11 protein-coding genes and 1 tRNA gene are annotated in these 12,846 nt (G+C 67.3%); 3 read left to right on the top strand and 9 right to left on the bottom strand.

What is annotated here, in order from left to right; translation table 11 throughout:
• Positions 1 to 349: 349 nt before the first annotated feature.
• On the top strand, positions 350 to 694 hold the full coding sequence (locus AB7E83_RS03565; RefSeq protein ID WP_428565462.1) for an RNA recognition motif domain-containing protein: 345 nt from the start codon (positions 350 to 352) through the stop codon (positions 692 to 694).
• 65 nt (positions 695 to 759) lie between these two features.
• Here AB7E83_RS03565 and AB7E83_RS03560 read toward each other — a convergent pair whose 3' ends face one another.
• A complete protein-coding gene (locus AB7E83_RS03560; RefSeq protein WP_428565460.1) occupies positions 760 to 1,305 on the bottom strand; it encodes a YfiR family protein in 546 nt (181 codons plus the stop codon).
• Positions 1,306 to 1,309: 4 nt separating this feature from the next.
• Positions 1,310 to 3,166 carry a TonB-dependent receptor plug domain-containing protein gene (locus AB7E83_RS03555; RefSeq protein WP_428565458.1) on the bottom strand — a complete coding sequence of 619 codons (1,857 nt, stop codon included), beginning with the start codon at positions 3,164 to 3,166 and terminating at the stop codon, positions 1,310 to 1,312.
• Positions 3,167 to 3,299: 133 nt separating this feature from the next.
• Between AB7E83_RS03555 and AB7E83_RS03550 the strand changes: the two genes are divergently transcribed.
• Together AB7E83_RS03550 and AB7E83_RS03545 are read left to right on the top strand one after the other, a co-directional pair.
• Positions 3,300 to 4,592, top strand: coding sequence for a CHASE sensor domain-containing protein (locus tag AB7E83_RS03550; protein WP_428565456.1), 1,293 nt, complete (start codon positions 3,300 to 3,302; stop codon positions 4,590 to 4,592).
• Positions 4,547 to 5,539 (top strand): hybrid sensor histidine kinase/response regulator, encoded by a 993-nt coding sequence (locus AB7E83_RS03545; RefSeq protein ID WP_428565481.1) that lies wholly within the window; start codon positions 4,547 to 4,549, stop codon positions 5,537 to 5,539. Before AB7E83_RS03550 ends, AB7E83_RS03545 begins: the two co-directional genes overlap by 46 nt.
• A gap of 49 nt (positions 5,540 to 5,588) precedes the next feature.
• Here the strand turns inward: AB7E83_RS03545 and AB7E83_RS03540 are convergent.
• The 7 genes from AB7E83_RS03540 to prfB form a co-directional block, all read right to left on the bottom strand.
• Positions 5,589 to 5,664 (bottom strand) — tRNA-Thr (locus AB7E83_RS03540).
• A gap of 46 nt (positions 5,665 to 5,710) precedes the next feature.
• Positions 5,711 to 6,718: a class 1 fructose-bisphosphatase gene (locus AB7E83_RS03535; RefSeq protein ID WP_428565454.1), complete on the bottom strand. Its 1,008-nt coding sequence runs from the start codon at positions 6,716 to 6,718 to the stop codon at positions 5,711 to 5,713.
• Positions 6,715 to 7,149 carry a hypothetical protein gene (locus AB7E83_RS03530; protein WP_428565452.1) on the bottom strand — a complete coding sequence of 145 codons (435 nt, stop codon included), beginning with the start codon at positions 7,147 to 7,149 and terminating at the stop codon, positions 6,715 to 6,717. The genes AB7E83_RS03535 and AB7E83_RS03530 overlap by 4 nt, the downstream gene beginning before the upstream one ends.
• Entirely contained in the window at positions 7,146 to 8,399 is a 1,254-nt protein-coding gene (locus AB7E83_RS03525) for an AAA family ATPase (RefSeq protein ID WP_428565450.1), read from the bottom strand. The genes AB7E83_RS03530 and AB7E83_RS03525 overlap by 4 nt, the downstream gene beginning before the upstream one ends.
• 19 nt (positions 8,400 to 8,418) lie before the next feature.
• A complete protein-coding gene (gene pepN / locus AB7E83_RS03520) occupies positions 8,419 to 11,073 on the bottom strand; it encodes an aminopeptidase N (protein ID WP_428565448.1) in 2,655 nt (884 codons plus the stop codon).
• Positions 11,066 to 11,731 (bottom strand): HAD family hydrolase, encoded by a 666-nt coding sequence (locus AB7E83_RS03515; protein WP_428565446.1) that lies wholly within the window; start codon positions 11,729 to 11,731, stop codon positions 11,066 to 11,068. Before AB7E83_RS03515 ends, pepN begins: the two co-directional genes overlap by 8 nt.
• Positions 11,731 to 12,835, bottom strand: a protein-coding gene (prfB, locus tag AB7E83_RS03510; protein ID WP_428565444.1) for a peptide chain release factor 2 whose coding sequence is annotated in 2 segments (ribosomal slippage) — positions 11,731 to 12,753 and positions 12,755 to 12,835 — 1,104 coding nt in all. Because the reading frame shifts where the segments join, the coding sequence is not laid out codon by codon here. Before prfB ends, AB7E83_RS03515 begins: the two co-directional genes overlap by 1 nt.
• Between the last annotated feature and the right edge of the window lie 11 nt (positions 12,836 to 12,846).

Here is a 12,846-nt window from a genome sequence, read left to right as displayed (position 1 = left end):
ATGGAATCGTGCCCGCCATCAGCATGGAACGCTGCCCGCGATCGCATGGAACGCCGCCCGCCATCGGCTGGAACAGCGCCCGCCATCAGCGTGGAATCGTGCCCGTCATCGGGTGGAATACGCACCGAGTTGACGAATCGCAAGGCGCACGCGTCCTGCACGCAATTCCAAGGCGTGTTAATCTGCAGCCCTGCTGGACGTTCAAAGGATCGTCGCTCTACAGGTTTACTTTCTCCCTCCGGCGGACTTGCAGCCCGCTGCGTCGTTGTCTGAACCCCCGTCGATGTTCTCTGGCGTTGTGCACCGCACGGCATGTTGCTGCGCGGGACCTCCCCTCAATGGAGACTTCATGGGAAACAAAATCTACGTGGGCAACCTGCCTTATTCCGTCACCGATTCCGTTCTGCAGAGCAACTTCGCCGAATTCGGCGGCGTTTCCTCCGCCAAGGTGATGATGGACCGCGAGACGGGCCGCTCCAAGGGATTCGGTTTCGTCGAAATGACGTCCGCGGAAGTCGCCCAGGCGGCCATCGACGGCCTGAACGGCATGTCGGTGGACGGCCGCTCGATCGTCGTGAACCTCGCCCGCCCGCGCGAAGCCGGCAACGATCGCGGTGGGTTCGGCGCCGATGGCTTCCGCGCGAAGAGCCGCGCAGGCGTGGGTTACGGCAGCGACGGCTTCGGCGGTCGTTGATCACCCGGTTCGCGCTCTGAAAAAAGCCGGCTCTGCCGGCTTTTTCGCGTCTGGCTCCCGAACGGCTACGCCATCCTTGCCACCGACAGCAGCCGCGAGCTGAGACGCAGCCGCTGCCGGGTGGCCGCGTCGACCGACGCCGAGAAGCGCACACGCCCTTCCTCGATGAAGAAGGCGAGCACGCTGCCGGTGGGATGCGCGCCGTCCGCGTCGACGACCGTCAGCACGCCCGGCGGCGCCGCGGAGACGATGTCCGCGATTCGGCCGGCCGACGAGCCGCGCACGAAGACCATGTGCAGCCCTTGCAGCGGGTCGCCCGCCTGTTGCCGCACGACGGTCATCGGCCGGCCGTCGCGCTCGCGCTCGCGCGCGAACTCGCGCAGGTCGCGCGCGAGCTGATCGTCGCCGATCACGCCCACGCGCAGCGGCGTGTCGGGTTGCGGGAAGGTGCCCGCCGGCCATTCGACGAAGCTCGGGAACTTGTGCAGGAACGCGGCCTTCACGAGCGACTCGCGCGGCCGCTCGACTTGCGCGCGCGCGTAGGCCGGCAGCAGCGCGGCCACGCCGAGGCCGAGGCCGAAGAGCAGTCGAATGCGGAGCCGGTCGGTCATCGTGTCAGCGCCACCATACGATCTGCAGCAGCGCCGAGCGCGGGATCTGCGCGGCCGTGGCGGCCGCGCCCCATTCGGCGTGGGCGCGGTCGGTGAGGTTGCGCACGGCGAAAGTCAGCTCGACGTCGGGCGAGGGTCGCCAGCCGATGCGCAGGTCGGCCGCGGTGTAGGAGGGAACCCGCGGGCTGGGCCGCTCGCCGATGTGCCGGGCATTCAGGTCCACCCACACGTTGTGCCGCAGGTCCCACGAGAAACCCAGCGTGTACTTGCGCGTCGTGTCGTTGCCGAGCGTGCTGGACGCGGGCGTCGGCGCCGTGCCCGCCTGGGCCTCGTAGCGCGGCGACTGCCGAAGGAAACCCGCCTTGACCCGCAGGCGATCGGACGCGCGCCACTGCAGCCAGCCTTCCGCGCCGCGCAGCCGCCCCGAGTAGTTGTTGCCGAAGGTCCCGGTCGTGCCGGCCAGGTCGAACGAGCGGAGCCGCGCGAAGTCGTGGACGAAGAACGCGAGCGAACCGTCGAGCGCGGCGGAGTAGCGGCCGCGCCAGCCGGCCTCGAGAATGTTCGCGCGTTCGGAATCGAAGTCGGGGCTCGGCACGAGCGGGAACGACCGCACGTCGCGGTCCACGCGCGCGGGCGTGCGCACCACCCGCGAGGCGGCGGCCCAGAACAGGTGGTCGCGCGCCGGCTTCCAGGAGAGGCGCAGCGTGGGCAGCCACTCGAGCCCGGTGTAGTCGTTGTGCTCGGCCTTGAGGCCGAAACCGATGCGCGTGCTGGCCGTCGGCGCGATCTCGCCCTGGGCGAAGACGTTCCAGAGCCGCAGGATGCGCCGCCTCGGCACGAGGTCGATCGCCGCCGCATTCGCCGGCTCAGCGTCGTCGCTGTAGCGGCGCCAGCCGGCGCCCGTGAGCAGGTCGACGCCGCCCAGCGACTGCTGCTGCTGCGCTTCGATGTCCAGCGTGTCGACGGTGTTGCGCAGCACGCCCTGCTGTTCGCGCACGATGCGGTCCGCGTAGGCCTGCACCTGCGTGCGGCGCCCGCGGTCGTCCGCGATGAAGCGGCCCAGCACGTGCGCGCCCTCGTAGTTGCGCAGGCCCGTCGCCGCTTCGGAGCCATGACGGAAAAGTCCGCCCGAGGCCATCCACTGCCGCGAACCCGCCGCCGAATCCCAGCGGAAGCCCGCCTGCGTGTGCTGGCTGGCGTCGCGCAGTCCCGTGCCGTTCTCGCGCTCCGAGCGGTCGGTCAGGCGGCGCTTCGCGACCACGCGCAGGCCGCCGCGCTCGCCGGTGAATCCCTGGCGCGCCGTCGCGAACTTCTCGTGCGTGCCCGCCCCCGTCTTCAGCAGGGTGCCGCCGGTGTCGAGCGCGCTGCGGGTGACGATGCTGATCACGCCGTGGAATGCGTTCGACCCGTAGAGCGTGCCGCCCGAGCCGCTCAGCACCTCGATGCGTTCGATGTCGTCGAGCAGCAGGTCCTCGCTCTCCCAGAAGACGCCCGAGAACAGCGGCGAATAGATCGTGCGCCCGTCGACCTGCACGAGCATCTTGTTGGCGAGCACGTCGGCGCCGCTGCGCGCGCTGATCGCATACTGCGCGGAATCGACGCGCGCCACCTGCAGATTCGGCGCGAGGCGCAGCACCTCGGGCAGCGAGGACGCGCCGGAGCGCCGGATCTCCTCCGCCGTGATGACGTAGACCGAGCCCGGCACGTCGGCGATGCGCTGCAGGCGCTTGCCCACGGAAGTCACCTCGATGCGGCTCAACTGGTCGAGCCCGAGATCGGCGAGTTCGCTCGCGGTCTGCCCGGCGGCGATCAGCGGCGCGGCAGCCAGCGCCACGGCGAGTGAGTTGCGAAAGCATTGCATGCGCTGATTCCTGCGAAGCCGACACGCATTATTCATGAGGCAGTTGCCGGCCGTGGGCGATGCGAGAAATTTGTGCAACGCGTAGGTGTGCGCCTACGAGCAAATCTGTTTCATCTTGTAGCATCGACTCCGCATGAAGTTTCGCCTGGGCCACCTCTCGGTTCGTCAAAAACTCAGCTTTGTCCTGGTGGCGTCGCTGGGCCTCGCGCTGCTGGTGGCCGGCCTTTCGCTGGTGGTGTTCGACCTGCAGCGACAGGCCCGCAGCATCGAGAACGACCTCGTCTCGCAGGCGGACATTATCGGCCTGGCCAGCAGCGCGGCGCTCTCGTTCGCCGACCCGAAGGGCGCGGCCGAGAATCTGCGCGTCCTGCGCGCCAACCCGTCGGTGCTCGGCGCGACGCTGTATTCGCCCGAAGGCGCCGTGCTCGCGACCTATGCCGCCGACGACGCGGCCCGTCAGCCGCCCCGCGCCATTGCGCCCGGCGCCTTCCTCGACAAGCGCACGCTGCTCGTGAGCCGGCCGATCCTGCTGGGCACCGAGCCGATCGGCAGCATCGTCGTGCGCGCGCGCCACAACCTCCAGGCCCGCGCGCTCGAGCATCTGGGCGCGCTTTTCGTCATCATGGCCGTGAGCCTCGTGGCGGCGCTCGCGCTGGCGAGCCGGCTGCAGCGCACGGTGACGGGGCCGCTGCAGGAGCTTGGCGAAGTCGCCGTGCGCATTCGCGACGGCGACTTCAACCTGCGTGCACGCAAGCGCAGCGAGGACGAGCTCGGCCAGCTGGTCGATGCCTTCAACGCGATGATGGACGAGCTCGGCCGGCGCGCGGAGGTGCTGCAGCAGGCCAACGAGGCGCTGCGCGCGAGCGAGGAGCGCTACCAGCTCGCCGTGCGCGGCTCCAGCGCGGGGCTCTGGGACTGGGACCTGCGCGCCAACACGATGTTCTATTCGCCGCGGCTGAAGGCGATGCTCGGCTACGCCCCTCAGGAATTTCCGGACGTCCCTTCGTCGATCCGCAGGGTGGTGGACGAGTCCGCGATCGCGACGCTGCGGGAGGCCTTGCGCGGCCACCTGCGCGAAGGCAAGCCGTATCTCATCGAACTGCCCGTGCGCCTGCGCTCGGGCGAATCGAAGTGGCTCTCGATCGCGGGCGCGTCGATCCTCGACGCGGCGGGCAAGCCGTTCCGCATGGCTGGCTCGGTGGTGGACGTGACCGAGCGAAAGGCGGTGGAGCACGAGTTGCGCGACGCGAACCGCGCGAAGGACCAGTTCCTCGCGACGCTCGCGCACGAGTTGCGCAATCCGCTCGCCCCCGTGCGCACGGGCGTCGAGATCCTGCGGCTGCGCCGCGACGGACCGGCGGCGGACACGCCTTGCAGACGATGCAGCGCCAGCTCACGCACATGGTGCGGCTCATCGACGACCTGATGGAGATCTCGCGCATCAGCACCGGCAAGATCCGGCTCGAGATCGGCCGCACGTCGCTCGCGAGCGTGCTCGAGGCGGCGCTCGAGGTCAGCCGGCCGGCGATCGAGGCGGCCCGGCATCGGCTCGAGGTCGTCGGCGCGGACGCCGGCATCGAGCTCGACGCGGATCCCACGCGGCTCGCCCAATGCGTCGGCAACCTGTTGAACAACGCCGCGAAGTACACGCCGCCCGGCGGCCACATCGTGCTGCGCGTCGCGCGCGAGAGCGCTGGCTGGGCCGCGATCGAGGTCCGCGACAACGGTGTCGGCATTCCGAAAGCGCTGCAGGAGCAGGTCTTCGCGATGTTCGCGCAGGTCGACCGCACGCTCGACCGCTCGCAGGGCGGCCTCGGCATCGGGCTGTCGCTCGTGAGGAACCTGGTCGAGATGCACGGCGGCACCGTGACCGCGGACAGCGAAGGAACGGGCCACGGGAGCACGTTCACCATCCGGCTGCCCTGCCATCCCGCAACGCAGGGGGAGCCGCCTGTGCCCGCCGAGGCGGCATCCTCCGGGGATGCGGGCGGCGACAGGGGCCGCCGCGTGCTCGTGGTCGACGACAACGTCGATGCGGCCGAGACGCTCGCGACGATGCTCGAGATGCTGGGCCACCAGGTGCGGACCGTGCATCACGGCGCGGAGGCGGTGGACGCCGCGCGCGATTTCCGGGCCGACACGGTGCTGCTCGACATCGGGTTGCCCGGCTTGTCCGGCTACGAGGTCGCGCGGCGCATGCGGAAGGACGGCGACGTCGCCGGCGCGCAGCTCATCGCGATCACGGGCTGGGGAAGCGACGCGGACCGGGAGCGCGCGCGGGAGGCGGGCTTCGACTCGCACCTGACGAAGCCGGTGGCGATCGACGCGCTCATCGCCCTGCTGGCCTCGGGGGCGCGGGCGACGGTGGATTGAGCGGAAATGAAAAGCCCGCTCGCATTGCTGCGGCGGGCTTTTGATTTTCTGGTGCCGGAAAGAGGAGTCGAACCCCCGACCTTCGCATTACGAATGCGCTGCTCTACCAACTGAGCTATTCCGGCGAAGCCTCGAATTATAGCGTACTGCCGGGGGCCTCCGCCGCCTGTTTCACGCCTCTCGGTGATACCCCGTCACGCGCTCGACCTCGTTCCTGCTGCCGAGAATCACCGACACGCGCTCGTGCAGCTTGCCCGGCTGGATGTCGAGGATGCGCTCCCGGCCGTTGGTCGCGGCGCCGCCCGCCTGTTCCACCAGCCACGACATCGGGTTGGCCTCGTACATCAGGCGCAGCTTGCCCGGCTTGTCGGGCTCGCGCTTGTCCCACGGGTACATGAAGATGCCGCCGCGCGTGAGGATGCGATGCACGTCCGCGACCATCGAGGCGACCCAGCGCATGTTGAAGTCCTTCTCGCGCGGGCCTTCTTTTCCAGCCAGGCACTCGTCGATGTAGCGCTTCACCGGGGCGTCCCAGTGGCGCATGTTGCTCATGTTGATCGCGAATTCCTTCGTGTCCGCGGGGATGCGCACGTCCTCCTGGATCAGCACGAAGGTGCCTTGCTCGCGGTCGAGCGTGAACATCGCGACGCCGTCGCCCACGGTGAGCACGAGCGTGGTCTGCGGCCCGTAGACGCAGTAGCCCGCGGCGACCTGCTTGCTGCCGCATTGCAGGAAGTCCTCCTCGGTCACGCCGGGGTTGCCTTCCTGCTTCTTCAGCACGCTGAAGATGGTGCCGATGCTCACGTTCACCTCGATGTTCGAGGAGCCGTCGAGCGGGTCGAACAGCAGCAGGTATTCGCCCTGCGGGTAGCGGTTGGGCACGACGTAGATGCCCTCCATCTCCTCGCTCGCCATCGCGGCGAGGTGGCCGCCCCATTCGTTGGCGTCGATCAGCACCTCGTTGGCGATGATGTCGAGCTTCTTCTGCACCTCGCCCTGCACGTTCTCGCTGCCGGCGGTGCCGAGCACGTCGCCGAGCGCGCCCTTGTTGACCGAGATGCTGATGCGCTTGCAAGCGCGCGCGACGACTTCGATCAGCAGGCGCAAATGCGAGGGGATGTGACCGTCGACGCGCTGCTTTTCGACGAGGTAGCGGGTGAGGGAGATGCGTGCGGTCATACGGGCAATCCTGCAATCTGAACTTGACGACCGACCCGAATTTTCGTGTCGGCAAAGAATCGATTTACATTGTCGCTGCGAGGCGCCTCACCCTTCAACGCGACGTTCCAGGATTTGATCTCGTCGCGCGCGGACGGACAATACTCGTCCAGTAGGCGAAGTGTGCCGTTCTTCTTCCCGACCAGGGCTTGCTTGTCGAATTCATGCACTTCGACGGCATGCAGTGCACTCGGCAAAGTGGAAGCCTCGACAAAGTAGTCCCACCGCTTCTCGTTCGGCATTTTGCCGATCATGGCTTCTTCAAAGTCGACACTGGAGAGCACCGTCGCATTGCGACGTTCGATCAACAAGTTGCGGTGCTCGCCCTTCAACGCCTGCTTGCCGAGCTTCACGAACTCCGACCAATTCTCTTCGGCACGAAAGGATTTCACCGAACCAGGTCCTCTTCGGAAAGTTGCGAAAAATCGAGATCGAGTTGCCCGATGACTTCGGCGAGGCTCGATGAGTACTTCAGCAGCTCGCCCCAGCTCGACTTGTCGGGATCGCTCGAATAGGTTTGCAGGGATGAAATGTCCTTGGCCTTCACCGATTTCGACGAACCCGAGGACCCCGAATAGGCCAGGTAGTAAGTCCGTGCCTTTGTAGCGGAGAGACGGGAGACAAGCTCCTTGTTGGGCGCCGTGCTTCTCAACTCGAATGCATCGAGCATCTGGCGAGTCCCCGCCTTCTCTCTCGAGCGTGCGACCCGGAGGCGATTGATGGCCCATGCGAAGTCCACCATCAAGGGAGAGTGGGAAGAGACGACAACCCGATACCCCCGAGCGAGCAGGTGAAGGATTCCGATTCCAACGGCAAAAAGCGCCTTTGGATGAAGGCCGAGTTCGGGCTCTTCGAGAATGACCGTGCGGATGTTCGCAACGCCCTGCTTCTGCAGCCGCGGATTGCCTCCGGACGGCATCAACTCGTAGAGAGCTATGAGCAGTGGCACGAACTCGCGTTGTCCTGCGGTCCAGGCCATGTAAGGAATCGAGCTGCTCTGACCCGCCTTGAGTATCAGCCGGCTCTGCGGAGAGCTTCGATCGACATCGAGCGTGGCGCTATGGAAGATCGCTTCGTCGAAGAGATCGCGCAGCTCCTTCGGCAACCGGTTGGCGATGGGAAAGATCTTCGACTCGGCATCGCTCAACCACCGCGCGAGACGCTCGCTTTGCGCGCGCGCGACATACGGAGTACCGGGGACATGCTGCTGAAAATTGCGCGGCCAGCCGTCCGTGAGAAGAAGTGCGCGATGGGCAGGAATGAAATACGTGGATTCGACCGGCTCTTCCTCTTCACCGGAGCGTCGTCCGGATGCGCGATTGAAGATCGTCCGAAGATTGACCTCTTTCCCGTTGAACCGAATGGAGGTCGTCCCCGGAACGTAACCCTTTCCCATTCCTTCGCCGAAAAAGAGATCCAGGGGACGAAGCTCATCCCTGGTTTTCCAGTTGGAGCCGAATTTCTCCCAGTCCGACCGAACGGAAATCGGATCCGTGACCAGCTTGAGCCATTGAAGGATGAGGCTCTTGCCCGTCGCCTGGTGGCCCACCAGGATCGTCAAGTCACCTTCCGCGCCGAAATCGATCTCTGCAGCATCGATCTGCGCGAACCGCCGAATCGAAAGTTTCAACGCGCTGTTCATCCGACGGGAGAATAGCTCATCAGTCGGCCAACGCGCGCGTGACCACCTCGCGCACGTCGTTGCTCAAATCGGGCCGGGCGGCCACGCGCGCGATGGCTTCGCGCGCGGCGCCGCGCAGCGGCTCGGCCAGCTTCTTCCAGCGGTCGAGCGCGCGCGCGAGGCGGGCGGCGACCTGCGGGTTGATCGCGTCGAGCTCGATCACGCGCTCGCTCCAGTACACGTAGCCCGCCGCGTCGCCGCGGTGGAAGCCGCCGGGGTTGCCGCTGCAGTAGCTGAAGATCACGCTGCGCGCGCGGTTCGGGTTGCGGATGTTGAAGTCCGGGTGCGACATCAGCTGCTTCACCGCCGGCAGCACGTTGCCGCCACGGTCCGGAGCGCCCGCCTGCAGCGCGAACCACTTGTCGAGCACCAGCGGTTCGTCCTTGAACATCGCATGGAAGCGCCGGAGCGCATCGGCCGCGAGCGCATGGCCGCCGATCACGAGCGCGGCGAGCGCGTTGAAGCGGTCGGTCATGTTGCCCGCGTCCTTGAAACGCTGGAAAGCCTTGCCGGGCCACACGGAATCGCCCGACGCGCGGGCGGCCAGGCACAGGTGCGTGAGCGCGAGGCCGGCCAGCGCCCGGCGGCCGCTCGACACGGGGTCGGGCGTGTACGCGCCGGTGTCGCGGTTCTGCTCGTAGGCCGCTTCCCAGTCGGCGAACAGCTCCCGGGCGATCTGCTCGCGCATGGCCTCGCGCACGAGGTGGATGCGCTGCGGATCGACGACGTCGAGCTGCTCGGCGATGTAGGTTTCGGCCGGCAGCGTGAGCACGAGTTCCTTGAAAGCGGCGTCGAGCGCGGGATTGCGCAGCACGACGCGCATGGCGTCGAGGTAGGGCGCATCGAGCGTCACGTTCGCGCCGGCCGCGCCGTCGCCGCGGATGAACGACAGCGCGCGCGCCGTCGCGAGGCGCTGCGCGGCCTCCCAGCGGTTGAACGGATCGGTGTCGTTCGCGAGCAGGGCGAGCAGCTGCTCGTCGGTGTAGTCGAAGTCGAGGATCACCGGCGCGCTGAAGCCGCGCAGCAGCGAGGGCACGGGCGCGGCCTGCAGGCCTTCGACCGTCAGCGTCTCGTTCGCCTGCGTCATGACGTGCATGCCGCTCGCGACTTCGCGCCCGGTGTCGTCGAGCAGGCCGTAGGCGACGGGAATCAGGTATGGCTGCTTCTCGGGCTGGCCGGCGGTCGCCGCGCAGCTTTGCGAGAGCGCGAGCGTGTAGCGCCCCGTCGCCGCATCGAAACTGCCTTGCGCACGAACGCGGGGGGTGCCTGCCTGCGAGTACCAGCGCTTGAACTGGTCGAGGTTCTGCGCGAGCGGCGAGGCGGGATTCGCGTCCGCGATGGCCTGCGCGAAATCGTCGCAGGTCACCGCATGGCCGTCGTGCCGCTCGAAGTACAGCGTGATTCCCCTGGCAAAACCTTCGCGGCCCACGAGCGTCTGCATCATCCGCACGACCTCGGCGCCCTTCTCGTAGATGGTGACCGTGTAGAAGTTGTTGATCTCGAGGTACTGGTCCGGCCGGACCGGGTGCGCCATCGGGCCCGCGTCCTCCGGGAACTGCGCGGTGCGCAGCACGCGCACGTCCTCGATGCGCTTGACGGCGCGCGCGGACGCTTCGCCCGCGAGGTCCTGGCTGAACTCCTGGTCGCGAAAGACGGTGAGGCCTTCCTTCAGCGAGAGCTGGAACCAGTCGCGGCAGGTGACGCGGTTGCCGGTCCAGTTGTGGAAGTACTCGTGGCCGACGACCGACTCGATGTTCGCGTAGTCGGTGTCGGTGGCCGTGGCCTGGCTCGCCAGGACGTACTTCGTGTTGAAGACGTTCAGGCCCTTGTTCTCCATCGCGCCCATGTTGAAGTCGCTGGTGGCGACGATCATGAAACGCTCGAGGTCCAGCGGCAGCTTGAAGCGCGCCTCGTCCCAGACGACCGAGGCCATGAGCGAGTTCATCGCGTGCTCGGTCTTGTCGAGGTCGCCGGGACGCACGTAGACCTGCAGCAGGTGTTCCCGGCCCGAGCGCGAGGTGATGCGCTGCTCGCGGCAGACGAGCTGCCCCGCGACGAGCGCGAAGAGGTAGCTGGGCTTGCGGAAGGGGTCCACCCACTTCGCGAAATGGCGGCCGTCGCCCAGGTCGCCCTGCTCGACGAGGTTGCCGTTGGAGAGCATCACGGGGTACTTGCGCTTGTCCCCGCGCAGCGTGACGGTGTAGTTCGCCATCACGTCGGGCCGGTCGAGGAAGTAGGTGATGCGGCGGAAGCCCTCGGCCTCGCACTGCGTGAAGAACGAGTCGTTGCTGACGTACAGGCCCATCAGCTTGGTGTTCTTCGCGGGCGCGCAGGTGGTGAAGATCTCGAGGTCGAACGCGTCGTTGCCGGCGGGCAGGTTTTCCAGCACGAGCTGGCCGTCCTCCATCCTGAACGAGGTGCCCTGGCCGCCCACGAGCACGCGCGCGAGGTTGAGCTCCTCGCCGTCGAGGCGCAATGCCTGCGGCGCGACGTCGGGGTTGCGGCGAATGCGCATGCGGTTGAGCACGCGGGTCTTGACGGGGTCGAGGTCGAAGCAGAGATCGACCGAGTCGATCCACCAGGCCGGCGGCTGGTAGTCCGCGCGGTGGATCACACGGGATTGGCCTTCACGCATGGCGTGTCTCCATCAGGTTCTTGTGGGTGAGTTCGTGGAAGTCGCGCGCCTGCGCGATCACGTGGTCGCCGCGAAGCGCGTCGGGCGAATGCGTGGTGCAGATCGCCACGGCACGCATGCCCGCGCGCCGCGCGGCCTCGATTCCGAAAGGGGCGTCCTCGAACACGATGCACTGCGCGGGCGCCATGCCCAGGCGCCGCGCCGATTCGAGGAAGAGGGCGGGGTCGGGCTTGCCCGGCAGGCCCTCGTCGCCGCCGATGACGACCTCGGGCGCCTGCGCGAGCTTCAGGCGCGACAGGGTGAACTCGATGTTGCCGCGGTCGCCCGCCGTCGCCACCGCGATCCTCAGGCCGCGCGCCTGCGCATCCGCGACGAACTCGCGCAGGCCCGCAACCTCGCGGAAGACCGGCGCGAAGATCTCGCGGTAGATCGCTTCCTTCTCGCCGATCAGCTGCAGCGCGCGTTCCTCGGACACGTCCGCGCCGAACAGCTCGCGGATGCACTCCACGCCGTTGCGCCCGGTGGTGCGCTTCAGGATCTCCTCGACCGGCATCCGCACGCCGTGGCGCCGAGCGAACTCGGCCCAGCTATCCGCGTGCGAAGGCATCGAGTCGACCATGGTCCCGTCCATGTCGAGGATGAACGCGGACGCGTCCATCACACGCCCTGCTTCAGCGAAGCCTCGATGAAGGTGTCGAGGTCGCCGTCCAGCACCTTCTGCGTGTTCGAGATCTCGACGTTCGTGCGCAGGTCCTTGATGCGGCTCTGGTCGAGCACGTAGCTGCGGATCTGGTGGCCCCAGCCCACGTCGGTCTTGGTCGCCTCCAGCTCCTGCTGCGCAGCCATGCGCTTGCGCATCTCGAAGTCGTACAGGCGCGAGCGCAGGCGCCGCCAGGCGACGTCGCGGTTCGAGTGCTGGCTGCGGCTGTCCTGGCACTGCACGACGATGTTGGTCGGGATGTGCGTGAGGCGCACCGCCGAATCGGTCTTGTTGATGTGCTGGCCGCCCGCGCCCGAGGCGCGGTAGGTGTCCACGCGCACGTCGGCCGGGTTGATGTCGATCTCGATCGTGTCGTCGATCTCCGGGTACACGAACACGCTCGCGAAGCTCGTGTGCCGGCCGCCCGACGAATCGAACGGCGACTTGCGCACGAGCCGGTGTACGCCCGTCTCGGTGCGCAGCAGGCCGAAGGCGTACTCGCCCTCGATCTTGATCGTGGCGCTCTTGATGCCCGCGACGTCGCCCGCCGTCTCATCCTCGACCGTGGTCTTGAAGCCCTTGCGCTCGGCGAACTTGAGGTACTGCCGCAGCAGCATCGAGGCCCAGTCGCACGCCTCGGTGCCGCCGGCGCCCGCCTGCAGGTCGAGGAAGCAGTTGTTGGGGTCCGCCGGCTGGCTGAACATGCGCCGGAACTCGAGGTCCTTGACGATGGCCTCGAGCCGCGCCGTGTCTTCCTCGATGGTCGCGAGGCCGGCTTCGTCGCCTTCCTCCTTGCTCATCTCGTAGAGCTCGAGGTCGTCCGACAGGTCGCGCGCGAGGTCGGTGAGCGACACCACGACCGAATCGAGCTGCTTCTTCTCGCGGCCGAGCTCCTGGGCCTTCTTGGGATCGTTCCAGACCGCCGGGTCTTCCAGCGATGCGTTGACGGTTCTCAGGCGCTCCGATTTGGCATCGAAGTCAAAGATACCTCCGAAGCTCGATCGTGCGAGCTTGAAGGTCGGAGAGGGTGGTGCCGATCAGGTTGATGCGTTCCGCGTCCATCGTGTTCTTTC

The sequence above is a fragment of the Ramlibacter sp. genome (genome assembly GCF_050250995.1).
In the GTDB taxonomy this organism is placed as follows: Bacteria; Pseudomonadota; Gammaproteobacteria; order Burkholderiales; family Burkholderiaceae_C; genus Ramlibacter.
The sequence above is the reverse complement of the archived record's forward strand: the minus strand, read 5'-3'. Positions and strand labels throughout refer to the sequence as shown.